At 73.2% G+C, this 26,533-nt stretch carries 22 protein-coding genes; 14 read left to right on the top strand and 8 right to left on the bottom strand.

All coding sequences use genetic code 11. The features are described from left to right. Nucleotides 1-157 precede the first annotated feature (157 nt). The 5 genes from WME89_RS14405 to WME89_RS14385 form a co-directional block, all read right to left on the bottom strand. Complete coding sequence (locus WME89_RS14405; protein ID WP_438009746.1) at nucleotides 158-586, bottom strand: arsenate reductase ArsC; 429 nt, start codon at nucleotides 584-586, stop codon at nucleotides 158-160. Further along, entirely contained in the window at nucleotides 583-1,302 is a 720-nt protein-coding gene (locus tag WME89_RS14400) for an aquaporin (RefSeq protein WP_438009745.1), read from the bottom strand. Before WME89_RS14400 ends, WME89_RS14405 begins: the two co-directional genes overlap by 4 nt. After that, nucleotides 1,286-1,759 (bottom strand): ArsI/CadI family heavy metal resistance metalloenzyme, encoded by a 474-nt coding sequence (locus tag WME89_RS14395; RefSeq protein WP_438009744.1) that lies wholly within the window; start codon nucleotides 1,757-1,759, stop codon nucleotides 1,286-1,288. Before WME89_RS14395 ends, WME89_RS14400 begins: the two co-directional genes overlap by 17 nt. 50 nt (nucleotides 1,760-1,809) lie before the next feature. Then, nucleotides 1,810-2,115 (bottom strand): ArsR/SmtB family transcription factor, encoded by a 306-nt coding sequence (locus tag WME89_RS14390; RefSeq protein WP_436617006.1) that lies wholly within the window; start codon nucleotides 2,113-2,115, stop codon nucleotides 1,810-1,812. Nucleotides 2,116-2,251: 136 nt separating this feature from the next. Continuing rightward, entirely contained in the window at nucleotides 2,252-3,595 is a 1,344-nt protein-coding gene (locus tag WME89_RS14385) for a hypothetical protein (protein WP_438009743.1), read from the bottom strand. A 319-nt stretch (nucleotides 3,596-3,914) separates the two neighbouring features. Here WME89_RS14385 and WME89_RS14380 point away from each other — a divergent pair, with 319 nt between their 5' ends. From WME89_RS14380 to WME89_RS14350, 7 genes are all read left to right on the top strand, one after another. Next, nucleotides 3,915-4,982, top strand: a complete 1,068-nt coding sequence (locus WME89_RS14380; protein ID WP_438009742.1) for a hypothetical protein — start codon at nucleotides 3,915-3,917, stop codon at nucleotides 4,980-4,982. Next, nucleotides 4,982-5,587, top strand: a complete 606-nt coding sequence (locus WME89_RS14375; protein WP_438009741.1) for an RNA polymerase sigma factor — start codon at nucleotides 4,982-4,984, stop codon at nucleotides 5,585-5,587. The genes WME89_RS14380 and WME89_RS14375 overlap by 1 nt, the downstream gene beginning before the upstream one ends. Then, entirely contained in the window at nucleotides 5,584-6,336 is a 753-nt protein-coding gene (locus WME89_RS14370) for a hypothetical protein (protein WP_438009740.1), read from the top strand. Before WME89_RS14375 ends, WME89_RS14370 begins: the two co-directional genes overlap by 4 nt. Before the next feature lie 130 nt (nucleotides 6,337-6,466). Further along, on the top strand, nucleotides 6,467-6,709 hold the full coding sequence (locus tag WME89_RS14365) for a hypothetical protein (protein ID WP_438009739.1): 243 nt from the start codon (nucleotides 6,467-6,469) through the stop codon (nucleotides 6,707-6,709). A gap of 190 nt (nucleotides 6,710-6,899) precedes the next feature. Then, the gene (locus tag WME89_RS14360; protein ID WP_438009738.1) at nucleotides 6,900-7,139 is read left to right on the top strand and encodes a hypothetical protein; all 240 of its coding nucleotides are present in this window, start codon (nucleotides 6,900-6,902) and stop codon (nucleotides 7,137-7,139) included. A gap of 56 nt (nucleotides 7,140-7,195) precedes the next feature. After that, entirely contained in the window at nucleotides 7,196-7,765 is a 570-nt protein-coding gene (gene ssuE / locus WME89_RS14355; protein ID WP_437666770.1) for an NADPH-dependent FMN reductase, read from the top strand. Between the two features lie 123 nt (nucleotides 7,766-7,888). Then, a complete protein-coding gene (locus tag WME89_RS14350; RefSeq protein WP_438009737.1) occupies nucleotides 7,889-9,016 on the top strand; it encodes a sigma 54-interacting transcriptional regulator in 1,128 nt (375 codons plus the stop codon). Here WME89_RS14350 and ssuD read toward each other — a convergent pair whose 3' ends face one another. Beyond that, nucleotides 9,017-10,156, bottom strand: a complete 1,140-nt coding sequence (ssuD, locus tag WME89_RS14345; protein WP_437625745.1) for an FMNH2-dependent alkanesulfonate monooxygenase — start codon at nucleotides 10,154-10,156, stop codon at nucleotides 9,017-9,019. Between the two features lie 457 nt (nucleotides 10,157-10,613). On the opposite strand from ssuD, the gene WME89_RS14340 reads away from it, so the two are divergent. The 5 genes from WME89_RS14340 to WME89_RS14320 all read left to right on the top strand — a co-directional run bounded on the left by WME89_RS14340 (nucleotide 10,614) and on the right by WME89_RS14320 (nucleotide 17,116). Further along, nucleotides 10,614-11,822 carry an acyl-CoA dehydrogenase family protein gene (locus WME89_RS14340; RefSeq protein ID WP_438009736.1) on the top strand — a complete coding sequence of 403 codons (1,209 nt, stop codon included), beginning with the start codon at nucleotides 10,614-10,616 and terminating at the stop codon, nucleotides 11,820-11,822. Between the two features lie 192 nt (nucleotides 11,823-12,014). Continuing rightward, nucleotides 12,015-13,196 (top strand): acyl-CoA dehydrogenase family protein, encoded by a 1,182-nt coding sequence (locus tag WME89_RS14335; protein ID WP_438009735.1) that lies wholly within the window; start codon nucleotides 12,015-12,017, stop codon nucleotides 13,194-13,196. Nucleotides 13,197-13,228: 32 nt separating this feature from the next. Further along, the gene (sfnG, locus tag WME89_RS14330) at nucleotides 13,229-14,383 is read left to right on the top strand and encodes a dimethylsulfone monooxygenase SfnG (protein ID WP_438009734.1); all 1,155 of its coding nucleotides are present in this window, start codon (nucleotides 13,229-13,231) and stop codon (nucleotides 14,381-14,383) included. Nucleotides 14,384-14,627: 244 nt separating this feature from the next. Next, nucleotides 14,628-16,193 (top strand): AbgT family transporter, encoded by a 1,566-nt coding sequence (locus WME89_RS14325; RefSeq protein WP_438009733.1) that lies wholly within the window; start codon nucleotides 14,628-14,630, stop codon nucleotides 16,191-16,193. A 455-nt stretch (nucleotides 16,194-16,648) separates the two neighbouring features. Continuing rightward, the gene (locus tag WME89_RS14320) at nucleotides 16,649-17,116 is read left to right on the top strand and encodes a hypothetical protein (RefSeq protein ID WP_438009732.1); all 468 of its coding nucleotides are present in this window, start codon (nucleotides 16,649-16,651) and stop codon (nucleotides 17,114-17,116) included. A gap of 155 nt (nucleotides 17,117-17,271) precedes the next feature. On the opposite strand, the gene WME89_RS14315 is transcribed toward WME89_RS14320, so the two are convergent. Together WME89_RS14315 and WME89_RS14310 are read right to left on the bottom strand one after the other, a co-directional pair. Continuing rightward, entirely contained in the window at nucleotides 17,272-18,114 is an 843-nt protein-coding gene (locus WME89_RS14315; protein ID WP_438009731.1) for a YdcF family protein, read from the bottom strand. A gap of 67 nt (nucleotides 18,115-18,181) precedes the next feature. Next, nucleotides 18,182-18,619 carry a hypothetical protein gene (locus WME89_RS14310; RefSeq protein WP_438009730.1) on the bottom strand — a complete coding sequence of 146 codons (438 nt, stop codon included), beginning with the start codon at nucleotides 18,617-18,619 and terminating at the stop codon, nucleotides 18,182-18,184. A gap of 348 nt (nucleotides 18,620-18,967) precedes the next feature. On the opposite strand from WME89_RS14310, the gene WME89_RS14305 reads away from it, so the two are divergent. Both WME89_RS14305 and WME89_RS14300 read left to right on the top strand, forming a co-directional pair. Further along, nucleotides 18,968-22,918 (top strand): protein kinase domain-containing protein, encoded by a 3,951-nt coding sequence (locus WME89_RS14305; RefSeq protein WP_438009729.1) that lies wholly within the window; start codon nucleotides 18,968-18,970, stop codon nucleotides 22,916-22,918. Nucleotides 22,919-23,669: 751 nt separating this feature from the next. Continuing rightward, a complete protein-coding gene (locus WME89_RS14300; protein WP_438009728.1) occupies nucleotides 23,670-26,477 on the top strand; it encodes a DUF2169 domain-containing protein in 2,808 nt (935 codons plus the stop codon). Nucleotides 26,478-26,533 lie beyond the last annotated feature (56 nt).

Below are 26,533 nucleotides of genomic sequence, written 5' to 3'. Positions count from 1 at the left end.
CCACGCCCTTGCGCGGCGGAGCGCGCGGGCGCAGGCGGCGCCAGCGCGGCGCTGAGTGAGCAGCTCAGCGCGACGCTGCGCAGATCAGCGCGGCGCGCCGCCACGGCCCGGAGGGCCGATCACGCGCGCGTTTTCGGGGACCGAACCGGCTCGAAGCTCATGCTCGGCCGCCTGCGCCCGTGCCAGCGTCAGCCCACCCCTCGCGCGCGACGAGCTCCTCCACCCGCGCGCGGACCTCGTCGCGGATCTCCCGCACGCGCTCCACCGGCTTCCCCTTGGGATCCTCGAGGGGCCAGTCTTCACGGCGAAGCCCTGGAACCGCGGGGCACGCTTCCCCGCATCCCATGGTGACGAGCAGCGCTGCCTGACTCGCCAGCTCGTCGGTGAGCCGCTGGGGCTTCACGGCCGAGAGGTCGATCCCCTCCTCCGCCATCGCGGCGAGCACCTCGGGATGGACGCGCGGGCCGGGCGCGGTGCCGGCCGAGATGGCGCGCGCCCTGGAAGGGTTGGATAGAGCGTTGAACCACGCTGCGGCCATCTGGGAGCGGCCCGCGTTGTGAATGCAGGCGAAGAGCACGGTCTTCATGGAACATCCTCCGGGAGCGCGCGATCGACGACGCGATCGGCGACCCTGGGCAGGGCGGGAACGAGCCAGCGAAACACGAGCGTCGCCGCCGCTGCCCCTGCGAGCTGCGCGACGATGAACCCCGGCGCGTCGGCCGGGCGGATGCCGGAGAACGTGTCGCTCGCGGCCCTGGCGAGCGTCACGGCCGGGTTGGCGAACGACGTGGACGAGGTGAACCAGTAGGCGGCGGTGATGTACGCGCCGACGGCGAAGGGGACCGCCTCGGTCCGCCTCCGGACGCCGCCCCAGATGACGGCGAGCAACCCGAACGTCGCGACGAACTCGCTCATGAGCTGGGCGAGCCCCGAGCGGTCGTGTCGCGACGCCGAGAAGAGGGCCTCGCCGAACATGACGTGGGCCACCGCGACGCCCGCGAAGGCGCCGGCGACCTGGGCCATGAGGTACGCGGGCACCTCTCGCCAGGGGAGCCCGCCCTGGCTCGCGTCGGCGAGCGTGACGGCGGGGTTGAAGTGCGCGCCGGAGATGGCCCCGAAGGTCAGGATGAGCGCCACCAGCGCGGCCCCCGTCGCGATCGTGTTCGCGAGCAGGGCGATCGCCGCGTTCCCGCCGGCGAGGCGCTCGGCCATGATCCCGGACCCCACCACGGTCGCGAGCAGCAGGGCCGTCCCGAGCGCCTCGGCGACGGCCCTGCGGGTGAGGTCAGCGCGCGGCGGCATCGTCGAGCCCGGACGGGGCGCAGCACCGGGGCGCGCAGCACGGGGCCTCGCCCTTCGAGGGTATCGCCGGCTGACTCCCCATCACGGCCGCGTCGCCCTTGACCACGAACACCTCCCACGAGTTGCCGTCGGGATCCTCGATCCAGACCTTGTCCTGCACCGCGTAGCAGCAGGCCGTGTCCTCCTCCGTGAAGGTCCTGAGCTCCGCGGCCTCGAAGCGGCTCCTGGCCTCGAGCACGTCCTCCGTGCTCGCCACCTGGACGCCGAAGTGGCTCGCGTTGACGCCCGTCCGCGGCGCCTCCTGCATCGTGAGGTTCAAGGAAGGCGACGCGAGGTCGAACTTCGCGTAGCCAGGACGACGCTTGGTGGCCCGGACGCCAAACGCCTTCTCGTAGAACGCAACCGAGGCGTCGATGTTGGAGACGTTGAGCGAGACGTGAGGCTTGATGATGTTCATCGCGCACCTTTCTTCCAAAAATGTCGAATTAGAGGGTAAAAAAAGAGCGGTCAGCAGCACGACTTGCCGCGCTTGCAGCAGTCTTCCCAGAGGTACTCCGTGAGGGCGCGAAGCGCGTCGTAGGCGGCGCTGTAGTAGTGAAACGTCCCTTCCGAGCGCGTCCTCAGGACGCCCGCGTCGACGAGCCGCTTCAGGTGGTGGCTCAGCGTCGAGGCAGCCAGTCCGACGTGCGCCTGGATGTCGCCAGCAGAGGCGCCCTCCGCGCCGGCCTGCACCACGAAGCGCAGGACCGAGAGCCGCACCGGGTGACCGAGCGCGGCGAGCTGCTCGGCGTGGTGGTCGAGCTTCGACGGCACGCCCTACTTCTAACAAAATCGAAGCAGTGGCGCCAGCACTTCTTCCAGAAAACACGAAGTAGCCGGCGGTCTGGCCGTGAACGGCGCCTGGAGCGAGCTCATGTAATGGATCCCCGACGCGACCTCCCGTGCTCGCTCACCGCGTGGCCGCCGGCCACTCCACCGCGACGCGCACGGCCGCGGGCTTGCCGTCGCTGGTGCACGCCAGGCGGCCTCGCGAAAGCGCCTTTTCCACGCACGCCGCGAGCGCGGGCCGCGGCGCGCCGGACAGCACCCGGACGCGCTCGACCGAGCCGTCCTCGCGGGCGTCGAGCTGCGCCACGACAAGCCCGCCCGGCGTCGCTTCGCAGCGCGCGAGCGCCGGGGCGAGCGCGTCCAGGTTGTCGATGCCGAGCCGGTGGACCGACCGCGAGACGCGCGATACGTCCGGCGCGCGCGTGGCGTGCCACTCCTCCGCGGCGTGCAGGTTCGTCGTCGCGTCGACGACGCGCAGCTCGGGGCGCGGCCGGCCCGCGATCTCGGGCGCAGCGTAGTCGACGCGCAGCACGCGCCGCCCGCCCGCCGCCTGCAGCCCCGCCGAGCTCCGGACCGCCGCGCAAAGGCAGGCCTCGCGCTTCCCCCGCCGCCCCTCGACATCGTCGAGATCGGCGATCTCGCAGCGCGCGGCGGGCGCGTCGATCAGGAGCTCGTCCGCCGCCGCGTCCTCACCCGCGTAACACGCGGCGAGCGCGGCGGCCCGATCGCGCCAGCTGCTCGTCTCGGGCCGGCACGCGGAGAAGGGCACCTGCTCGCACAGGGTGACGGCGCCCTCCGTCACGGCGCCGGCCCCGCCGCCGCCGGCGAGGCCGCCGAACACCGCGGCGCCGTCAGGCTTCCGTTCGAGCGCCGCGAACGCCTTCAGGTAGCGCGTGAGCGGCGCGGCCGTCGGGTCCAGAGGGCCGCCGAACGTCACCATCGTCGTGTTGCCCCCGCCCACGAGCTCCACCCACAGCTCCTCGCCGGAGCTCCCGGGGAGGCCGCCGATGTGCAGGATCTCGGTCCAGCGCCACCCCGCGTCCTCGGCGCGCCGCTCGAGCGGGACCTCGTCGAACGCGCAGCGCGCGCCCGTCGTCGCCGACACGGGACGGAGCTTCGCGTCGACCTCGTCCAGCGGGACCAGCGCGTGGTCCGGCGCCCGCTCCGCGAGCACGTTCGCGAGCGTCTGCCGCAGGACGGCGCGCTCGTCGCGGAACAGCTCGTCGTCGAGCACGGGCAGCACCGCGAGCTCCGGCCGTTCGTCGTCCTCCGGCGCCGGTGCCGGCGTCGATGCCGGCACCGGCACCGGCGGCGGCGGGGCAGCGGCTCGAGCCGGCGCGACAGGCGCGACAGGCGCCGGAGGGCAAGGCCGAACCACAGCGCAGGCGACCCCCGAGAACGACACGGCGGTAAAAATCCAGCAATGGAGCAACCAGCGCGCGCGGCGCGATCCGGCGGTCAGCATCGTCGGCGCCCATCCTAATGGACCCGAGGACAGGGTCGCACCGGAGGAACGCTCCCGGCCGCACGCCGCGCGAACCGGACGTCGAGACGACGTGAACCGCGCAGGCGCCGATCCTTCTCCACGCGGTGCTTCTCGTGTACACGCCATGGAAGCAAGCCCGCAGTGGCGCCGTAAATTGCTGTGACTTGTGGATGCCCTGGATGTACAGGGGCGCCGCTCTCTTCGAGTGAGCTACCATCCTCTCCCTGATGACGCGTCGCACCGTAAGAAGTCGCTCCGCCGCCCGCAGATCCCCGCGCCGCTGGCGAGGTGTGACGCGATGGTGAGCGCGGGGGCCGTACGTGCGCTGGCGGCGGCCGTCGCCTCCGTAGGCGCTGCGGTCGCCCCCGCGGCAGCGCTGGCAGAGGAGTGCGACCCCGCCGCCGCGGACGTCTCGTGGGCGCGCCTCGAGGGCGCAGAGGGGAAATGCCCGTCGGCATCGCAGATCCGCGCCGAGGTCTCGCGGCGGCTCGGGCGGGAGCTCGTCACGTCGGGCAAGGTCACCTCGATCGAGGCCGTGGTGCAGGGCCAGCCCGGGGCCTGGTCGGCCCAGGTACGCACCGAGGGGTGCGACGGCGCCCCCCCGACCGTCCGCGCCATCGCCGATCACGGCATGAGCTGCGACGGGATCGTGGCCGCCGTGACGCAGATCATCGTCCTCGCCGTCGATCCCGACGCCGATCTCGCCTCCCCGGCCGCCCCCCCCGAGCCGCCGGCCCCCGAGCCGCCGCCGCGTCCTCCGCCCCCTCCGGCGGCCACGAAGCCGCCGGAGCCGCCGTTCCCCTGGCCGGCGGAGACCAGGCCAGCGCCCCCGGCGCCGGCCCCGAGCCCGCAGCCCGCAGGGCTCTCGATCACCTGGCGCGGGTTCGCCTCGGTGGGCCTCGTCCCCTCGCCCGGCGCCGGCCTCGCGCTCGCGGGCGAGTGGGCGCTCCTGCCGCGGCTCACCCTCGAGACGGGGACGCTGTGGCTCCCGGAGCAGCACGCGACCGACCCGACCTTCGCCTTCGGCCTCACCGCGGGCTGGCTCGGCGCGTGCGCGGAGGCGATCCGCAGCCGGACGGTCGCCTTCGGGCTCTGCGGCCGACTCCTCGTGGGCGCCGTCTACGCCGTCATCGACGAGGACGAGCGGTACGTCCCCACGGATCCCGGCGCGCGGGCGTGGGTCAGCGCCAGCGCGGGCGCGCGGCTCGCCCTCCGCATCCTCGGGCCGCTGCAGCTCGAGACAGGGATCGACCTCTTCGTTCCCATGACGCGGTACAGCTTCCAGCTCGAGGGAGAGCGGCCGGTGCCCTTCGAGCAGCCGGTCGTCGCCGGCGCGGCGTTCGGAGGCGTCGGGGTCACCTTTTGATGAAGGATCCCCCGGTCACCGGCATTCACCAGGGCGTGGAGCAATGCTTACAAGCCGGGGTCCTGGGCGGCGCCAAGCAGCCGCCTCAGAGCCTCGTCGCCTTGCACGCCGAGCACGGCGGCTTCGTCTGGGCCACCCTGCAAAGGTTCGGCATCCAGCAGCCCGACCTGGAAGACGCCTTCCAGGACGTCTTCATCGTCATCCAGCGCCGCCTCCCCTCGTTCGACTGGGCGTGCCCCGTCACGACGTGGCTCTTCGCCATCTGCCGGCGGGTCGCCGCGTCGCACCGCCGCCGCGCGCACACGCGGCGGGAGCGGCTCGGCGAGGTGGTCGACGACGTGCCCGACTCCGCGAGAAGCCCCGAAGAGGCCACCTCCCAACAGCAGGCGAGATTGCAGCTCGAGGCGATCCTCGAGGCCATGGATCTCGACCGCAGGGCCGTGTTCGTCATGTTCGAGATCGAAGAGATGCCGTGCAACGAGATCGCGAGCCTGGTCGGCGTCCCCGTCGGGACCGTCTACTCGCGGCTCCATGCAGCGCGCAAAGAGTTCGCGACTCTGTTAAAAAAGGCCGAGACCGAGCGCACGCGCAGGGGGGCGACATGAGCGATCCGAAGCGATGGATCCAGGACGGTGGGGGTGCCCCGCAGGGTGCCCGCGAGCTTCTCCGCGCCGCGTCGCGCCCGCGGCCGATGACGTCCGCCGAGCTCGCGCGCACCGCGGCCCGGGTGGCGCCGCTGGGGACGGCCGCGGGCGCCGGGACGACGCTGCCGATGTGGGTCAAGGGGCTCCTTGTCGCGGTGGGGCTCGGGCTCGGCGGGGCCGGGCTCTCCGCCGCCCTCGACGACGGTCTGGGTGGCGCCGCCTCGACGGCGGCCCCGCCGGTGCTCACGGACCTGCCGCTGGAGCGGCTGCTCGCGCGCGCGCACAACGGCGTGCCGGTCGCGGCGCCGACGCAGGTGGCCCCGGCGCCCGAGCCCGCGCCAGAGGTCGAGGCGCCGCGCCCGGCCGCGCCCCCTGCGCGACGCGAGGCGCCGCGGAACACCCGGCCGGCCGCGGCGGCGCCGGCCGCCCCGCTCGACAGCGACGAGCTGCTCCGGGAGTCCAACCTCATCGACCGGGCCAGGGCGGCGGCCACGCAGAACCCGGAGGCCGCCCTGTCGGCGGTGGGCGAGCACCAGCGCGAGTTCCCGGCGGGGCGGCTCGTGGAGGAGCGAGAGTACGTCGCGATCCGCGCGCTGGTGCGCCTCGGGCGCGTCGACGAGGCGCGGGCGCGCGCCGACGCGTTCCTCGCGCGGTACCCGTCGACCTCCTACGCCGACCGCGTGCACCGGGCCGTCGGCGCCGCCCCCTGAAGCCGTCGGCGCCGCCCCCCTGAAGCCGTCGGCGCCGCCCCCTGAAGAAGAAGGACGACGCAGGAGCGCCAGGCACGGCGGACACCAGGACTCCGGCGCGCGAGCGGATGTGCACAGGAATGTCAGCTCGATGAATCGATTGAGTCCCACGATCCCGTCCGCCGGCGTCAACCACCCATGGATTGGCAACGTCGCGCTCCCCCCCCTCGATCGGCGTAAGTTCGTGAGGGTCCAGTTCGCCCAGCTGCCGACGGCCACCAGGAACGCGCTGAGCGCGACTCCCCGCCCCACCAACGTGAAGCTGCAGATCAACGTCGACGCGACCACCAGCTCGGGTCCGTACTACCCGGACATCGTCCGGTTCGAGAACTAGCCGCGGGCGCGCGCTCCCCGAGCGCGCGCTCATGAAGAGGACGCCGGCTCCCCCCCGCCGGTGTCCTCTTCTTTCTTTTTGTTTCCTGGATCGCAGTGGGTTGGCCAGCGGCGGAGATCCGAGCCGACTGCTCTCCAGTGGAGAGCTCGTGCCTGGCTGTGGGGGAGCCCCAGATGGGGACGAGAGATCCGTGCGCGACGTCGATTGCATGAAGGAAGCGCGCGCTCGGTACATCCACCTGACAAGGGGCATGAACGACGACCGGCACGGCGCGGATCGATACGGCAGCAAGAGCGCGGCCGAGGGCCCGCCGGACGTCATGGAGGTGCATGTGGTTGCTGCCAGGCGCCGCGGCGATGGCCACGGCCCCCGGGAAACGGGCCTGCCTGCGCCGCCAAGGCGCCGGCCCATCGAGCACCATCTCTTATGACGGATGATTCATCCGTTATAGTAGACACAGGGCGCTGGCCTTGTTATGACGCGCCCATGTCAAGCATTGCCATCATCACGGGGAGCGTCTCCGCGCGCTCGAAGACAGGGGCGCTCGCGGCCCGCATCGGGGCGCGGCTCGGGCGCGAGGGGTTCCGCGTCACCACCATCAACGTCCGCGATCTCCCGGCCGAGGACGTCCTCTTCGGCCGCGTCGACTCCCCCGCTGTCGCGGAGGCGACGCGGATCATCGCCGAGGCGGCCGGGGTCGTCATCGCGACGCCCATCTACAAGGCCTCGTACACGGGCGCTCTCAAGGCGCTGCTCGACCTCCTGCCGCAGTTCGGGCTCGCGGGGAAGGCCGTGCTGCCGCTCGCGACGGGCGGGACGCTCGCGCACGTGCTCGCCATCGACTACGGGCTGCGCCCGGTCCTCCAGTCGCTCGGCGCGCGGCACGTGCTCGCAGGGCTGTTCCTCCTCGACAAGGCGCTGCGGCTCGGCGAGGACGGGCAGCTCGAGATCGACGACGAGCTCGGGAACAAGCTGGAAGAGATCGTGAGGCCCTTCATCGACAGCGTGCTCCGCGAAGGACTCGCGCTCCCGGCGCGCGAGGTCGCCGCCGCCTGAGGTCCGGCCGGGGAGAGGGCGGCGCTCGCGCTCGTCGAGCTCACCGCAAGTCCGTCGCAGGCCCACTGCAGCTTCATTGCAGGCCACATGCCAGGAACTGGCTGGCGATTCGAGGTTAGACCCATGCGCTTGCTCACCCTCCCCGCCCCGGAATCGACAACACCCCCGACCGAGCGCGCGAGGGCCCTCGTCTTCGAGGACCCCAGATCGCAACAGCTGCTCCAGCGCGTGAAGCAGGTCGCATCGACCGACGCGGTGGTGCTGATCAGCGGGGAGACCGGGACCGGGAAGGAGATCCTGGCGCGGCACGTGCACGAGCTCGGCGCGCGGCGCGCCCGCCCCTTCATCGCCGTCAGCTGCGGAGCGCTGTCGCCGTCGCTCGCGGAGGCCGAGCTCTTCGGCCACGAGCCGCAGATCTGCCCCCGGGGGCGCGGCCTGTTCGAGGACGCCGAGGGCGGCACGCTCTACCTCGACGAGGTCGGGGACCTGCCGCTCGGCGCGCAGGCCAGGCTGCTGCGCCTGCTCCAGGAGCGCGACGCGGTCCGCGTCGGCGCGCGAAGGGCGGCGCCGGTGGACGTGCGCGTCATCGCCGCGACGAGCGTCCCGCTCGAGAGCGTGGCCGCCGTCGGCAGGTTCCGCGAGGACCTGCTCACCCGGCTGAGCGGCGCGCCCGTCGCCGTGCCGCCCCTGCGCGAGCGGCCGGGCGACATCCTGCCGCTCGCGCGCTATTTCGTCGGGCTGCACGCGCGCCGCCTCGGGTCCGCGCCGTGCGGGCTCGCGTCGTCCGCGGTCGAGCGCCTGCTCGCGCACGCGTGGCCGGGCAACATCCGCGAGCTCGAGCAGGTCATCCGTCAGGCGCTGCTCGTCTGCCGCGCGGGTCGCGTGACGAGGGACGATCTGCGGCTCACGGCCCTCCAGACGAAGGCGCCCGCGCCGGCGAGCGCTCAGCCCACGGTCGACGGGCTGATCGCCACGCTCGAGACGACGATCGCCGCGCTCTACGAGAGCGGCATCCCCGGCGTGCACGAGCGCGTCGAGGAGGTCGTGATCCGCGCCGTGTACCGCCGCTGCGAGCGCAACCTGGGGCAGACGGCGAGCCGGCTCGGCGTCAGCCGCGACCTCGTGCGCGCGCGCCTGCTGCCGTCGGGCGAGCTCGCGGCGCCGCCCACGTCGGAGCCCCCGGCCCCGCTGTCGAGGAGGGCCGGAGAGGTGCGGGCGGCGGTGAGGGAGCGCCTCGACGTCCCTTCCTGATCAGCTCTGCGACCGCGCGGGGAGGATGTCGTTGGCGATCACCTCGCCGAACGGGCCCGTGAGGTTCGGGCGGACGTCGAGCCCCTTCCGCTCGATGGAGAGCCGCGGGAAGAGCAGCTCGGCGACGCGATAGGCCTCTTCGAGGTGCGGATAGCCGGACAGGATGAACGTCTCGACGCCGAGGTCCGCGTACTCGCGCATGCGGCGCGCGACCGTCTCGGGATCGCCCACGAGCGCCGTGCCGGCGCCGCCGCGGACGAGCCCGACGCCGGCCCAGAGGTTCGGGCTGATCTCGAGCGCCTCGCGCCGGCCGTTGTGCAGCGCCGCCATGCGCCGCTGCCCCTCGGAGTCGAAGCGCGAGAAGGCCTGCTGCGCCGCGGCGATGGCGCGGTCGTCGAGGTGGCGAATGAGGTCGTTCGCCGCCGCCCACGCCGCCTCGGCGGTCTCGCGGACGATGACGTGCAGCCGGATCCCGAACCGCACCTCGCGCTGCTCTGCGGCCGCGCGGCGGCGCACGTCGGCGATCTTCTCGGCCACGGCGGCCGGCGGCTCGCCCCAGGTCAGGTAGACGTCATGGTGGCGCGCCGCCAGCGCGTGCCCCGCGGGCGACGACCCGCCGATATAGAGCGGCGGGTGCGGCGTCTGGATCGGCGGATACAGGATCTTCGCGCCCTTGACGCGCAGGTGCTTGCCCTCGAAATCGACCGTCTCGCCGGCCATGACGCGGCGCCAGATCGTGAGGAACTCATCGGTCACGGCATACCGCTCGTCGTGCCCGAGGAAGACGCCGTCGCCCTCGGCCTCGGCGGGGTCGCCGCCGGTCACCACGTTGAGCAGCAGGCGGCCGCCCGAGAGGCGATCGACGGTGGCGGCCATGCGGGCCGCCCACGTGGGCGAGACGATGCCCGGGCGCAGCGCGACGAGGAACCGGAGCCGCTGCGTGAGCGGGATCATGGCCGACGCGACCGCCCACGCGTCCTCGCAGGACCGCCCCGTGGGGAGCAGCACGCCGTGATAACCGAGGTCGTCGGCGGCCTGCGCGATCTGGCGCAGGTAGGAGAGCGAGACGGGGCGCGCCCCCTCGGCAGTGCCGAGATAGCGGCCGTCACCGTGCGTCGGAAGAAACCAGAAGATGTTCATCGAAGGGTTGGGCTCCTCGCCCGTGCATCGCCGGGCCGGTGCGTGCCTCGCCGGGCCAATGGCGTGCATCGCCGGGCCAATGGCGTGCATCGTCGGGCCAATGGCGTGCCTCGCCGGGCCAATGGCCCGGAAGCACGTTTCACGCCGCCACCGTGAAACAAGCGCGCCCCCGCGCGAGCGCTGGCCGCCGCCACGGAGCCCCGCGGGCGCGGGCGGCCGCCGCTGCTGCTCCAGCAACACCTCGCAAGCACCCTTGCTGCTGGAGCAGCAGGACGTGGAGGAACTTCGCTGCTGCTGGAGCAGCAGCGCGGATGAACTCCAGGGCTTCGCCGGCGAGGCGGGCGCGGGCTGCGCGACGGCACGCCCCGTGCTCTTAGGGCGCGCCCTGACGACACCTGCCAATGACGTGCCACGGACGCGCGACGGCGCGACCTCGCATGTCGACCGAGGCCGAGGCATGCAGGGCGAAGCGGCTCACGCAATCCATGGACAGGCACATCAGGCGCAGGCCAGCGCGCTGGACGTCGCCGACGAGCTCTCGCGCGCCTTTGCCGAGACCGCCGTCGAGCGCGACAGGCGCGGCGGGACGCCGAAAGAGGAGCGCGACAGGCTGCGGCAGAGCGGGCTCCTGTCGCTCTCGGTGCCGGTGGCGCTGGGCGGCTGGGGAGCGCCCTGGACCGTGGTGCTCGAGGCGGTCCGGCGCATCGCGCGCGCCGACAGCGCCATCGCCCACGTGTTCGGCTTTCACCACCTGATGCTCGCGACGCTGAGGCTCTTCGGGAGCGCGGGCCAGGCGAGCCGGCTCCAGGCGGACACCGTGGAGAAGCGCTGGTTCTGGGGGAACGCGCTGAACCCGCTCGACACGCGCGCGCGCCTCGTGCGGCGCGGCGACGCCCTGCTCGTGCGCGGCGCGAAGAGCTTCTGCTCCGGGGCTGGCGACTCGGACATGCTCATCCTGTCGGCGATCGACGACGCCACGTCGAAGCTCGTCGTCGCCGCCGTGCCGACCGGGCGGCCGGGGATCCGGGTGCTCGGCGACTGGGACAACATGGGGCAGCGGCAGACCGACAGCGGCGGCGTCGAGCTCGACGACGTCGAGGTGCGGGCGGACGAGCTGCTCACGACGCCAGGGCCGCTCGGCTCGACGTTCGCCTCGCTGCGCCCCTGCCTGGCCCAGCTGGTGCTCGCGAACGTGTACCTCGGCATCGCCGAGGGGGCCCTCGAGGAAGCGCGACAGTACACGCGCGCCCGGCGGCGCCCGTGGATCGCCGCCAAGGGGACGCCCGCGACGGAGGACCCGTATGTCCTGTTCCGGTACGGCGATATGTGGCTCGGCCTCGAGTCGGCGCGGCTGTTCACGGACCGCGCCGGGGCGGCGCTCCAGGCGGCCTGGGAGCAGGGGGACCGGCTGAGCCCCGGGCAGCGCGGCGCGTGCGCGATCGCGATCGCCTCGGCGAAGGTGGCGACGTCGCGCGCGGGGCTGGAGATCACGAACGGGATGTTCGAGGTCATGGGGGCGAGCGCGACGACCGCGAGCGCCGGGATGGACCGGTACTGGCGGAACCTGCGGACACACACGCTGCACGACCCGGTCGACTACAAGTCGCGCGAGCTCGGCGCCTACGCGCTGAACGGGGCGATCCCGGAGCCGAGCTTCTACTCCTGAGGAAGGGTGTCGCCGCGGGACCGCGCGCCCCGGGGCCGGACAGCGCCCTTCCGGGACGGCGGGATGCGATGTGCGATGTGCGATGTCGACCTGCGGCGCGCGCGCCGCGGGGTGTCGGCCGGACAGGGGCTCGCCTGACCGGGACGAGGGAAAGAGCCATCGGCGCGCCTGCGCCGTCACGAGGAGAGCGACATGGCGAGACGAGATGATGCTGCGGTCCGCGAGAGCGTGAAGGCGATTGTCGCCGCCGTGATCGCGCCGAACGCCGAGCGGGTCGATCGCGAAGGGGTCTTCCCGCGCGAGAACCTGGAGGCGCTCGCGCGCGAGGGGTGGAATGGAGTGCTCCTGCCCGAGGAGCTCGGCGGGCTCGGGCTCGGCCACGGGGCGTTCGCCACCGCCACCGAGGAGATCGGGCGCGCCTGCGCGTCGACCGCGCTCGTCTATGTCATGCACATCGGCGCGGCGCAGACGATCGCGCTGTACGGCAACGACGATCAGAAGGAGCGGTGGCTCAGGCCCGCGCGGCGAGGGCTCATCGGCACGTACTCGACGAGCGAGAAGGCGTCGGGCGGCCACTGGTGGTTCAACTTCAGCGAGGCGAAGCGCGACGGGGACGATTACCTGATCTCCGCCGACAAGTCGTTCACGACCAGCGCCGGAAAGGCCGACTACTACGTCCTCCAGACGCGCACGCCGGGCGCGAAGGGGCCGACCGACATCAGCTTCTTCATCGTCGACGGCAAGCGGCCCGGCATCGAGGCGGGCCGCTGGGACGCCCTCGGGGTGCACGGCAACCACAGCGGGCCGATCCGCTACACGAACGTGCCCGTGCCGCGCCGCGACCGGCTCGGCGCGGAGAACCAGGGCAAGGACATCATCTATAACGGCGTCTCGCCGGTCTACCTCATCGGGCTCGGCGCGGCGTGGCACGGGGTCGCGCGGGGCGCGCTCGCGGCCGTGACCGAGTACGCGCTCGGGACGGTGCACCGCGACTTCGATCGTCGCCTCGCCGACTATCAGGTCCTGCGCCAGCAGCTCGGGGAGGCCAAGGTCCTCGTGGAGAGCCTCGGCCCGTGGCAGGCGGCGCTCGCCGAGCAGCTCGACGCCCTCCAGGCCGCCGGCAAGCCCCAGGGAGAGCTGCTGATGCCGCTCACCGAGTTCAAGGTCCACGCCGCGGAGGTGGCCAACAAGGTGACGCGCGTCGCGCTCGACGTGAGCGGCGGCTACGGCTACCGCCGCGGCCCGCTCGAGCGCGCCTTCCGCGACGCGCGCGCGGCGATCGCCATGGGGCCGTCCAACAACATCGCGCGCGAGTGGATCGGCAAATCGCTCGTCGGATTGCCGCTCGAGCTCTTCGAGGCCGGCGGAGAGTGAGCCCGCACGGGCACGCACGGAGGAACGAAATCATGAGTGATCACGGAAAGACTGCGCAAACGACGCAATCCACGGCATCGACGGCATCGACGGGGTCGTCGGCGCGCGCCCCGGTGAAGTTCGCGTACTGGGTGCCGAACGTCAGCGGCGGCCTCGTGGTGAGCAAGATCGAGCAGCGGACGCACTGGGGCATCGACTACAACCGGAAGCTCGCCCGGCTCGCGGAGGACAGCGGCTTCGAGTACGCGCTCAGCCAGGTCCGTTACATGGCGAGCTACGGCGCCGAATACCAGCACGAGTCGACGTCGTTCAGCCTCGCGCTGCTGCTCGCGACCGAGCGGCTCCGGGTGATCGCGGCCGTCCACCCGGGGCTGTGGCACCCCGGGGTGCTCGCGAAGCTCGGCGCGACGGCCGACGATCTGTCGAACGGGCGGTTCGCGGTCAACGTCGTGAGCGGCTGGTTCAAGGGGGAGTTCACCGCCCTCGGCGAGCCGTGGCTCGAGCACGACGAGCGATACAGGCGCGCGGAGGAGTTCATCCGGGCGCTCCGGGGCATCTGGACCGAGGACCACTTCTCGCTGCGGGGGGACTTCTACCGGATCAACGACTTCACGCTGAAGCCGAAGCCGGTGCAGAAGCCGCACCCCGAGATCTTCCAGGGAGGCAACTCGAAGGCGGCGCGGCAGATGGCGGCGCGCGTGTCGGACTGGTACTTCATGAACGGCAACTCCATCGAGGGCGTCCGCGCCCAGGTGACCGAGATCCAGGAGCTCGCCGCGCGCGAGGGGCGCCGCGTGAAGTTCGGCCTGAACGCCTTCGTCATCGCCCGCGACACCGAGGAGGAGGCGAAGCAGGTCCTGCGCGACATCATCGCTCACGCGGACGTGGAGGCGGTGAACGGCTTCGGCGACGCCGTGCGGCAGGCCGGCCGCGCGTCGCCGGAGCGCGAGGGCATGTGGGCAAACTCGAGCTTCGAGGACCTCGTGCAGTACAATGACGGGTTCCGCACGGGCCTCATCGGCACGCCCGAGCAGATCGCGCGGCGGATCGTCGCCTATCAGGCGGCCGGGGTCGATCTGGTGCTGACCGGGTTCCTGCACTACCTCGAAGAGGTGGAGCAGTTCGGGAAGAAGGTCCTCCCGATCGTCCGTGAGCTCGAGGCCGACGAGGCCCGCAAGGCGGCCTGAAGCCGTCCGGCGCCCGCGAGGACGCCGGGGTCTCGCGGAGAGCTCGGCTCCTCGTGCGCGGTCGAGGCACCTCCGGTCGCGCGCGGTCGAGGCACCTCCGGTCGCGCGCGGTCGAGGCACCTCCGGTCGCGCGCGGTCGAGGCACCTCCGGTCGCGCGCAGTCGAGGCACATCCCGCCGCCGAAATTGAGCCCATTGGCTGCATCGCGGCGTCCCTCCGTGCGAGTTCGGTTTACGATGGGTGCATGTCCAGCGAACAACCCGAGCTCTCCCCGATCGCGCCCGGAGGGCGGGCTGGCCGGGCGAGCCGCGCCCTCGACGCGCTAGAGCGGGCCGGCAACAGGCTCCCCGATCCGGCCCTGCTCTTCGTCGTGCTCGCCGCCGTGGTCATGGCGCTGTCCGCTGCGCTCGCGCCGCTCCAGTTCAGCGAGATCGATCCGAGGAGCAAGCAGCCGCTCCAGGTCCAGAGTCAGCTCTCGGGAAAGGCCCTCACCGAGTTCCTCTCGACCATGGTCCAGACCTTCACGGGCTTCCACCCGCTCGGCGTGGTGCTCGTGGCCTTGCTCGGGGTCGGGATCGCCGAGCACTCCGGGTTCATCAACGCCGGACTGAAGAGGCTCCTCACGATCACGCCGAGGCCGCTGCTCACGCCGATGCTGATCCTCGTGGCCATCGTCAGCCACACGGCGGCGGACGCGGGCTACGTGCTCGTCATCCCGCTCGGCGCGGTCATCTTCCAGGCCGCCGGCCGGCACCCGCTCGCCGGGATCTCCGCGGCGTTCGCGGGGGTGGCGGGGGGCTTCGGCGCCAACTTCATCCCTTCCAGCCTCGACCCGCTGCTGCAAGGCCTGACCCAGGCCGGCGCCGGGATCCTCGATCCGAAGCGCACGGTCAACCCGCTCTGCAACTGGTTCTTCAGCAGCGCCTCATCCCTGCTCATCATCGGGCTCGGGTGGCTCATCACCGATCGCTTCATCGAGCCGCGCGTCGCCCGGATGCCCGTCGACGCCGCGCCGGAGCACGAGCAGCGCATGGCGGAGCTCACGCCGCGCGAGGCGCGCGCGCTCTGGGCGGGCCTCGCGGCGATGGCGATCTGCGTCGCCTTGCTCGTCGCCGCCAGCGCGCCGCAGTCGTCGCCGCTGCGCGCGCCGGGCGGCCAGCTCACGGTCAGCGCCGCGCCCCTCATGAGCGCGATCGTGCCAGTCATCTTCCTCTTCTTCCTGATCCCAGGGCTCGTCTACGGCTATGCGGCCGGCACGTTCACGAGCCACCGCGACGTGATCGGCGGGATGAGCAAGACGATGAGCACGATGGGCTACTACCTGGTCATGGCCTTCTTCGCCGCGCAGTTCATCTACCTGTTCAACAAATCGAACCTCGGCGCGCTCCTGGCGCTCAAGGGAGCCGCCGCGCTGAAGGCCATGGCGCTCCCGAGCGCGGTGACCATCGTGGGCATCATCCTCCTCACCGCGGTGGTCGACCTCCTCATCGGCTCCGCGTCGGCGAAATGGGCGCTGCTCGCCCCGATCCTGGTGCCCATGCTCATGTCGATCGGCATCTCTCCAGAGCTCACCCAGGCGGCTTATCGCGTGGGCGACTCGGTCACCAACATCATCACCCCCCTCATGGTCTATTTCCCCCTCGTCGTGGTCTTCTGCCAGAAGTACGTGAAGAGCACCGGTATCGGCACGCTCATGGCGCTGATGATGCCTTATTCGCTCACATTCCTCGTCGCGTGGACCTTGTTTCTCCTCGCCTACTGGCAGCTCGGGCTCCCGCTCGGGCTCGACGCGCCTTACGTCTACCCCTGACGGGCGCACCGCCGTCCTGCTCGAGGGGCGCTGTCGCCCTCGCCGGGCGCGCCGCTGACCCGCCCCGGTCCCGCCGGGCGCGCCGAGGACCCGCCCCCGCATCCACCTGGCGAGCCACGGAGTTCCTGGAGCAGCGCCCGCGGTTCGCCGGCCGCTGCGCCCTCGCTTCCGCCGGGTGGCCGTCCTCCCTGCGCGCGGCATGCGACATGCAACCACGATGCGCCCGACGGGCGGCGGGGGCGCTGGGGGCGCCAATTGCGGCCACTCCTCCGGGCCGGGAGCGCGACCCGAGCGCAGCTATTGCGTGTCCGGCCCAACCATCGCGCAAACGATGCTGCCGTGAGGGCTGCCGTGAGGCTCGGAATGACGTGCGGTTCCCCTATGGAGCCGTGGCGCGCGAGATGCAAGTCCGGCGGGTGTACGGAGGTCGGCCGGCAAAACGAGGAGGGATCTGTATGGGCTCAACGCATCTCGGCATGGCAACGAGCTGTAGGGGCGCTTCATCGGCGCCGCGCGTGACACAGGGCGGCGCGACGGTCACGCCTGGCGCAGGGGCGCCGGCGCCCTCCGAGAAGGCAGCCGAACCGCCAGGCACGGTCGCCCGCGCCGCCGAGGCCGAGCGCGGCGAGTCGTGGGAGCTCTGCAGCGCGCTGCTGGCGGTGGGCGTCGGCTGGCTCGCCTGGTCGTCGCAGCCAGCGCCGAGCGCCCACGCCGTGCTGTTCGTCGCGCTCTGCCTGGCGCTCGTCGCGATCGAGCACCGCCGGGCCGGGGCGCGGTTCCGGAGCGCGATCGCCGCAGCCGGGGTGGCGCACGGCCTCTCGGCAGGCGAGGCAGCGCGCGAGGCGTGGCGGCTGGACGCGGCCTTCCGCGCCGGCCGCGCCGCGGGGCAACGCGCCATGAGCGCTGACGCAGAGCGCCGCTGAGCGCGACCTCGCTCGCCGGCGGCGGCCCCGCAGCGCCTCGCGACGTCCGGCATGAATTGCGCGCCCGGCGGCCATCGTAAGGCGCCTGTCATGGGCGCACGGAGCGACGCGGGGGGGTGGCCCGCGCACGAGACGCCGGAGCGCGGCGCCGCCCGCTAAGCGCGCACGTGGCCGCCCAGGAGGGGGAGCAGCGCCCGGTGGGCCTCCAGGACCTCCTCCGGGACGTCGACATGGCCGATGAAGCCTCTCCCGCGCGGGCCATACCCGTGCTCGTCGTCGTGAAGCCGGGGGATCTCCCCCATCAGCAGGGAGAAGAACCGCGCGAGCTCCCATGAGCGAGCGGCGTCGCGCTCGCACGCCGCCGTGAACCGAAAGGCCCCGTCGGCCGCCTCCACCTCCGGAACGAAGGCCGCGTGGTGGATGAACCGGGCGCGCGCCGCGCCGTCGCGCCACGCCCGCTCGAACGACGCGCCGCTCCTCCGCTGCATCGTCGGGTCCTGCATGAGGACGATCGTCTCCGGGCGCAGCCCGCGCTCGTTCAGCACCTCGAGCGCGCAGGTCGCGTTGTTGCCGCAGTTGGTGGACTCTGTCTCGAGCAGCACGTCCCCGGGCTCGACGCCGGCGTGGAGGCGCGCCACGTCCGCCAGGATCTCGGCCTCCGATCGGCCGTCCGTCTCCACGCCGGCGTACTTGCCGCTCGCCTCGACGGCGGTGACCAGATGCGCCGTGGAGTGGCCGATCCCGCCCGCGATCATGAGGCGCTCGGCCAGCCCGCTCCGGTAGGCCTCCGCCGCCCGCTCGGCCGTGGAGAGGCTCCCGCTGCCGAGCAGGATCAAGAGGTCCGCCCGCCGCTGCCCGACCGCCCGCTCGAGCGCGTCGGCCGTGAGCGACGCGACGTCGCGAACGGCCAGGAACCGGCTGATGGTGTTCACGCGGCGGGCCGCGGCCTCGGTGGCCTGGCCGTCGCTCTCCCCCCCGTCGTCTCGCGCTGACGTCATCGACAACTCCTCCCTCGTCGCGGCGCCGCCCCCGGCCGGCCCCCTCGCGCGCGCCGCAGCGCCGCCCTCACCCGCACCGCGGGCGCCAGCCGCCCCCCACGTCGCGCTCGCGGAACTCGGGGCGCAGCTCGCTGCGGGCGTCGGACGCGAGCAGCTCGCAGGGGTCGAAATAATGCGTCGTCCGCGCCTGCGCGGCGATCGGCGGCAGATCGCCGGAGAACTCGGGCACGCCGGGGCAGCGGTGGTGCCAGAGCGCATGGCGGTCCGGGACCTCGCCGAAGCAGAGCACCTCCTTCACGCCGCCGTTGCAGTTCGTGCTCACGACGAGCACCGGCCCCGGCAGCGGCGCGGCGCGGTGGACCCGGATGACCACGTCGTGGTGAAACTCGCCCTGCTTCCAGTGGGCCAGGAGATCGAACTCGCCATGTCGATCCCGGACCTCCTGCAGCAGCGAGCCGAGATCCATGGCGTCGGCGAGGGCTCGGACAGAGGCGTGCGCTTCCATCAATGCAATGCTCCTTCTGGGCCAGGTGTTACCCACGTTGTAGCACAGTGTCCTCGCGGAGCCGGTCGCGCGCGGCGCCCGCGAGCTCCCGCGCGGAGGAGCGTCGCGACGCGGTGTCGCTGAACGACAAAGACGTTGTCACCCTCGCTCAAGCCTCTTCGAGGACCGGCGGTGCCTGGCTCCGGTGGTGACCGGATTCCGACGGGTCAATGGGCAGAAATGCCCAGTGTTCTTCCCGCCTTCATGGAAGCTCTCTCCAGACCGACGCGCGCCGCGGCCCGCCTCGCGGCCGCAGCGCGAATCGGCGCTGGCGAATGCGCCGGTGTTCCGTGAGATACTCGATACACGATGACACCGGGGGAGCGTCTGGGGGACCGCTACACCATCGAGCGGCAGGCGGGGAAGGGCGGGCTCGGCACGGTCTACCGCGCGCGCGACGCCACGAGCGGCGCGCCGGTGGCGATCAAGGTCCTGCGCGACCCGACCCCCGACAAGCGCGGCCGATTCGCCCGCGAGGCGCGCGCGCTGGCCGCCCTCTCGCACCCCTGCATCGTCCGCTACGTCGACCACGGGCTGACGCCGGACGGCGAGCTCTTCCTCGCCATGGAGTGGCTCGAGGGGGAGGACCTCGCGGCGCGGATCGCCCGCGGCCGGCTGGAGCCCGCCGCCGCGCTCAAGGTCCTGACCCGGGTGTCCGAGGGGCTCGCTTTCGCGCACGCGCAGGGCGTCATCCACCGCGACATCAAGCCCCAGAACATCTTCCTCCCGGGCGGAGAGCTCGAGCGGGCGACGATCGTCGACCTCGGCCTCGCGCGCCTCGGGGACGCGACGTCGTCGCTCACGCACACAGGGGCGACAGTGGGGACGCCGTCGTTCATGGCGCCGGAGCAGGTGGCCGGCGAGGGGGCGGTCGACGTCCGCGCCGACATCTACTCGCTCGGGTGCGTCCTCTTCGCCTGCCTGACCGGCAGGCCGCCCTTCGCCGCGGCGCACCCGTTCGCCGTGCTGGCCAGGGTGCTCTTCGAGGAGGCGCCGCGCCCGAGCGGGCTCGCGCCCGGCCTGCCGCCGGAGCTCGACGCCCTCGTGATACGGCTGCTCGCCAAGCGGCCGGAGGAGCGCCCCGACGCGAGGGCGGTCCTCGCGGAGCTGCGGGCGCTCGAGGCGCTCGTCGCGGAGTCGTCGGTGACGGCGCCCGCGTCGGTCGGCCTGACGCGCCGCGAGCGGCGCCTCGTCAGCGTCATCCTCGCGCTCGCGCCCGACGCGGCCGCCGGCGGGCACGTCTCCGCCGACTCGCGCGCCCTCACCGCCTCGCTCAGCGACGCCCCGCTGCTGAGCACGCTCTACAGCACGTCGCAGTCGCTCCGGCAGGTGGCGGCCCGGCACGGCGCCCACCTCGAGCTCTTGCGGGACGGCTCCCTCGCGGCCGTCATCACCGGCGCGGGCTCGCCGACGGACCTCGCCGTGAGCGCCGGGCGCTGCGCCATCGCCCTCCGCGAGCTCTTGCCGGGCGCGCGCGTGGCGCTCTCGACCGGGTGGGACGAGCTCGAGAGGACGCAGCCCATGGGTCAGGTCATCGATCGCGCGAGCGCGATGCTCACGGCGAGCACGGCCGAGCGCGCGCTCCACAGCGCGGGGAGCGGGCCCATCCTCCTCGACCGGATGACCGCGGATCTCCTGGGCGACCGCTTCGAGGTGTCCCTCGACGGCACGGGGCTGGCGCTCCTCGGCGAGCTCGAGCCGGCGGACGAGGCGCGCAAGCTGCTCGGCAAGCCGACGCGGTGCGCGGGGCGCGAGCGCGAGCTGCTCCTCCTGCAGGCGACGTTCGACGAGTGCGTCGCCGAGTCCGAGGCCCGCGCGGTGCTGGTCACGGCGGAGGCCGGCGTGGGCAAGTCGCGCCTGCGCCACGAGCTCGCGCGGCGCCTCGCCGGCCGCGGCGAGCCCTTCGAGCTCTGGATCGCGCGCGGCGATCCGATGCGCGTGGGCGCGCCGTTCGGCATGCTCGGCCAGCTCGTCCGCCGCGCCGCGCGGCTGCTCGACGGCGAGCCGCTCGACACGCGGCGACAGAAGCTCGCCGCGCGCGTGGCGGTGAACGTCGCCGAGCCGCTGCGGCGGCAGGTCGCCGAGTTCCTGGGCGAGATGGTGGGCACGCCCTTCCCGGCGGACGACAGCGTGCTGCTCCGGGCGGCGCGGCAGGACCCGAAGCTCATGGGCGACCAGATGCAGGCGGCGTGGGTGGAGCTCGCGCGCGCCGAGTGCAGCGCGCGGCCGCTCCTGCTCGTGCTGGAGGACCTGCACTGGGGCGACCGGCCCACGGTCGAGTACGTCGACGCGGCGCTCCGGGTCCTCGAGGGCGAGCGGCTGATGGTCCTGGCGCTCGCGCGCCCCGAGGTGCGCGAGGCCTTCCCGGATCTGTGGAGCAAGCGGGCGCTGACCGACCTGCGGCTCACGCCGCTCTCGCGGAGGACGTGCGAGAAGCTCGTCGGCGAGGCGCTCGGGGGGCTCGACGCCGAGGGCGTCGCGCGGATCGTCGACCGCTCGGGGGGCAACGCGTTCTTCCTGGAGGAGCTCGTGCGCGCCGCGGCGGAGGGCCACGGCGGCGGCGTCCCGGAGACGGTGCTCGCGATGATGCAGTCGCGCCTGGAGGGGCTCGCGCCCGACGCGCGGCGGGTGCTGCGCGCGGGCAGCGTGTTCGGGAGCGTGTTCTGGCGCGGCGCGGCGGGCGCGCTGCTCGGGGCCGAGGCGAGCGAGGCGCACCTCGACGCCTGCGTGGCGGAGCTCGCGCGGAGCGAGCTCATCACGCGCGTGCACGAGTCGACGTTCCAGGGCGAGGTGGAGTACGCCTTCCGGCACGCGCTCGTGCGCGACGCGGCCTACGAGATGCTGACCGAGGAGGACCGGCGGCTCGGCCACCGACTCGCGGGCGCGTGGCTCGCCGAGGCCGGCGAGACCGACGCCATGGTCCTCGCCACACACTTCGAGCGCGGCGGCGAGCTCGAGCGTGCGCTCGGCTGCTACCGGCGGGCGGCCGAGCAGGCGCTCGGCGGCAACGACTACGCGGCGGCGATCGAGCGCGCCGAGCGCGCGGTCGCGTGCGGCGCGGCCGGCGAGGCGCTCGGCGAGGTCGAGACGGTCCAGGCGGAGGCGTACCGCTTCCGGGGCGAGAGCGCGGCGGCCGAGCTGCACGCGACGATGGCGATGCTGGCGCTGCCCGAGGGGAGCGCGCCGTGGTGCCGCGCGGCGGGCGTCGCGCTCTGGGCCTCCCACCTCGTGGGGCGCGGGGACGCCGTCGCCGCGCTCGCCAGGACGCTTTGCGCGCGGTGGTCGGCCGAGGCGGTGACCGGGCCCGAGCTCGGCGCCATGGCGCAGGCGGCGCTGATCCTGCTCTACATGAAGGGTCAGTGCGAGGAGACGGAGGCGCTCTCGTCGCGCATCGACGCGTCGTCCGGGCGCTTCCAGCACGACCCGACCGTCAGCGCGCCCATCCTGCGGCTGCGCACGCTCCGCGCGATCCTGGCCGGGGACGTCGGCAGCGCCTGGGAGCTCTGCGAGGCGTCGGTGCGCTGCTTCGAGGCGTCGGGCGACGTGCGCGGCGCCTGCGGGGCGCGCATCAACGCCGGTCATTTCTGCAACGAGCTCGGCGCATACGCCGACGCCGCGCGCCAGCTCCGCGCTGCGCTGGCCGACACGGGGCGGCTCGGCCTGGTGTTCATGGCGGCGGTCGCGAAGGAGAACCTCGGCCGCACGCTCCTCCAGCTCGGCGATCTCGACGAGGCGCGCGCCCTGCTCGACGACGCGCTCCGGTCGTTCGTGGCGTCGGGCGACCGGCGCATGGAGGGCGGCACCTACGTCTACCTCGCGGAGGTGTTCCGGCTCGCGGGGGACCTCGACCGCGCCGAGGCGGAGGCGCGCCGCGGCTGCGAGCTGCTCGCCGACGTCCCGCCGCTCATCCCGTGCGCGCTGGGCGTCCTGGCGGGGGTGCTGCTCGCCGCGGGGCGCGCCGCCGAGGCGCTCGAGGCCGCGAACCGAGCCGCAGAGCTCGCCGCCCCGATCCTCGCCGCGCAGGGTCACCTCGAGGAGGGCGAGTCGCAGATCTACCTGGTGCGGGCGGAGGCCCTCGAGGCGTGCGGCGCGCACGGGGAGGCCCGCGCCGCGATCGCGACCGCCCGCGACCGGCTGCTGGAGCGCACGTCGCGGATCGCGAATCCCGCGTGGCGGGCGGGCTTCCTGGAGAACGTGCCCGAGCACGCGCGCACGCTCGCGCTCGCCCGCGCGTGGGTGGGCGAGCGCGACGGGGTGTGACGCATGGAAGTCAGATGACGTCAGGTGACGTCAGGTGGCCAGGATCGCGCGGCACGAGCGCCATGTGGAGCTGGCCGCGCGTCCGCGGCTCCGACGTCCACCGCGGCGGTGAGCACAGGAGATCTCCTCCCTGCCTTTGGCTCACGCCGCGCCGCGCGTTCCTCTCGGCCATGCAGGCCGGCAGATCACCGATGCAGGCCAGCGGATCACGCCGTCGAACGCGGCTCGTGACCCGGCAACTCAAGTCGCTGCCACGGGCTCGCTGGAGCGTGAGCCCACCGTCCCTGGAGCAGCCATGTTGTCTCTCCTGCCGTCCCTGGTGCCATGGCGATTCGAGGCATCCGTCGCTGCCGTCTGCGAGCGAGGCCGCTCGTCTCCGCGCCTGCGCCGAGAGGAAAGAACCGTCGTGTCCTCACACCGTGCGGTCGGGCGGCCCACATGAAGCGCGCGACGGAAGATCTTCACAGCGACATGGTCCCGTGAGGAAAACCTCGCAAGACTTCGCGAGACTTCGCAAAACTTCGCGAAAGGTCACAGAACCTCGCAAAAGATCGCAAAACGTCGACCTATACCAGCTGTACTCACGTCGACTCCCACGCTTGCGTCCGAGAGACGCGCCGCGTATCGTCGGTTGCCTGCCCTCCGCGGCGATGAAGGCGCGCAGGCCAGACGAGATCACGCCGTGCAATCGCCCTGGCCTCTTCCGATCGTTGCCCTGACGCCGGCCTCTTGCGGGGCCGTGCGGTGGCGCATGCAGGGCACGGAGCGGCTGACGGTCATCGTCAAGGCGACGTTCGCCCTCGTCCACGACAGGAGCGCGGAGCTCGCCGCCCCGGCGGAGCTGGTCCGCTCCGACCGGCTCCGAGACGGGCGCGGCAGCCTGGAAGAGGCGTGTGAGACAGCGCCTTACCTGCCGGGCGCAGGGGTCCTCGTGCGCGGGCACGCGGCCGCGCCGGCGGGGACGACGGCGACGGGGCTCTCGGTGCGGGTCGCGCTCTTTCGCGAGGATCGCTGGCTCCTCGACAAGGTGCTCCACGTCTACGGCGACTGGACGCGAGAGGCCCCGAGCCCGCTGCCGTTCAGCCTCATGCCGCTCGTGTACGAGCGCGCGTACGGCGGTCCGCACGTCGACGCGAACCCTGTCGGCGTGGGCGGCGTGGGCTCGGGGATGGCGCTGCCGAACATCGTCGATCCGGCCGATCCGCTGAGGCCAGCGGGCCTTGGCCCGATCGCGAGGCACTGGGCTCCGAGGAGAGGCCTGCTCGCGCACGACCGGGCGCTCGATCCAACGGTCCCCGACCTCGATGGCAGCTTCGACTTCCGCCATTTTCACGCCGCCCCGGCAGACCAGCAGATCGAGCCTTTGCGGGGCGACGAGTGGCTCTTCCTCCAGGGGCTGCACCCGCGCTGTCCGTGGCTGCGGTCCAGGCTGCCCTCGGCGCGCGGGCTGGCGCGGCTCTACCGGACCGGGGCGGGGAGCGACGAGGGCGGACAGCCGATCGAGCTCGTCGCCGACACGCTGACGATCGACGCGGATCGCCTGCTCTGCTCGGTGATCTGGCGGGGGAACGTCGCGCTGCCGGCAGGCGACGCGCCGGCCCGGATGCGCGTCGTCGCGGGCGTCGAGGTGCCGGGGCAGCCCCTCCTGTGGCCCTCGGCGGCGGCGGGCCCCCCTTCGTCTCGCCCCTGGCCTCCGGCGCCTGGCGTTGCCGGGGACGAGCCAGGGGCCGGGAGGAGCCCCGGTATCGAGGGCGCGCGCAGGGCCGGCGGCGACGGCGGCCTGGCCGTGGCAGGCATCGCTCGGCCGCTCGCGCCCATCGCGATCGCCGAGGGAGCGGGCGCGCCGGCGGCCCCCGGGACGGAGCTCCCGGCGGGGCACTGGAGCGTCGTCACGCAGCAGGTGACGCAGCTGGGCGCGGCGCCTCCCCTGCCCTTCTCGCAGCAAAAGGAGGCGCACTGGAGCGCTGTCACGCAGCAGGTCCCGCTGCTGAAGTCGATACCTCCTCTGCCCTTCTCGCAGCAAAAGGAGGCGCACTGGAGCGCTGTCACGCAGCAGGTCCCGCCGCTGGACGCGCCCCCTCCCCTGCCCTTCTTGCCCGCGCCCGAGCCGCCGCCACGCCCCGAGCCTCCCCCGGGGTCCGTGCCGTTCGCGATGCCCTTCGCCCGCTCCGGGCCGCACCCCTCGCCGCCCGAGCTGCCTCCTCCGGTGCAGCCGCCGCTCGCCGGGCTCGACGAGACGCACCCTGTCATCGACCAGCCGCCTTCGCAGCAGGGGCAGCCGGCGGCCGCGACGTGCGATGAGGGCGGCGCCGCCGTGGAGCAGCCACCTTCACAGGGGCAGCCGGCGGCCGCGACGTGCGATGAGGGCGGCGCCGCCGTGGAGCGGCCTCCTTCGCCGGGGCAGCCGGCAGCAGCGACGCGCGACGAGGCTGGCGCCGTTGCGGAACAGCCTTCTTCGCCGAGGCGGCCGGCGCCCGCAACGCTCGATGAGACGGGGCCTGTCGCGGAACAGCCGCCTCGTCCGGCGCAACCGGCGCTCGCGACCACCGATGAGGTCAACGCCGCTGTCGAGGCCCCGAGCTCGCCGGCCGTTGCCGCGCCCGCGCTTCAGCCGGAGCCCCCCGCGCTCGCGAGCGCCGCCGCGCCAGCCGAGGGGGCGTCACCTCCGGATGACCTCGCGCCCGCCGAAGCCGCCCTCCCCGACGCTGCGTCCGCCGACGCCGCCCTCCCCGACGCCGCCCTCCCCAACGCTGCGTCCGCCGACGCCGCCCTCCCCGACGCTGCGCCCGCCGACGCAGCGCCCGCCGACGCAGCGCCCGCCGACGTCGCCCTCCCCGAGGCTGCCCACGCAGAGCCGCCTCCGCCCGAGCTCGAGGCCCGGGGCCTGCGCGCGACGGTGCTCGCCCGCCTGAGGAGCGGCCAGCCGCTCTACGACCTCGAGCTCGCGGGCGCCGAGCTCGAGGGCATCGACTGGAGCGGCGCCTCGCTCGAGCGCCTGAACCTCGCCGGCGCGACGCTCGCCCGGTGCAACTTCACCTCGGCGCGCCTCGCCAGGACCAACCTGAGCGGCGCCGATCTGACCGACGCCCGCCTCCACGCGGCCGACCTCACGCGCGCCGACCTCTCCCGCGCGACGCTGGACGGCGCGCAGCTCTGCTCGGCCATCCTCAACAACGCGGATCTCACCTCGGCCAGGGGCTCGAAGGCGAGCTTCGAGGGCGCGTCGCTGGACGGCGCCGATCTGCGGCAGGCGCGCCTGACCGAGGCGATCTTCGACCGGGCGAGCCTCGCCGACATCAACGGGAGCAAGGCGGACATCTCGCGCTCGAGCTTCGCGCACGCCAACCTCGCCGGCGCCATCCTGCGCGCGGCGAAGCTCAAGGAGGCGAGCCTCGCCTGCGCCAACGTCGATGGCGCCGATCTGCGCGAAGCCGATCTCGCCGGCGCCAACGTCTATGGAGTCAAGCTCGCAAACGCGAAGTCGGGCGGTGCAATATTGCGCTCCTTGGTCGAGATCGCGCCGACGGACGAGGACATTAACGTTTCTTCACAAGGTTGACTCCCTCGCTCCTTTTCGTCTAGCTCCATAGAACGCGCTCCCTCGGGACGAACAAG

Source organism: Sorangium sp. So ce321 (assembly GCF_051530195.1).
GTDB lineage: Bacteria > Myxococcota_A > Polyangia > Polyangiales > Polyangiaceae > Sorangium.
The sequence above is the reverse complement of the archived record's forward strand: the minus strand, read 5'-3'. Positions and strand labels throughout refer to the sequence as shown.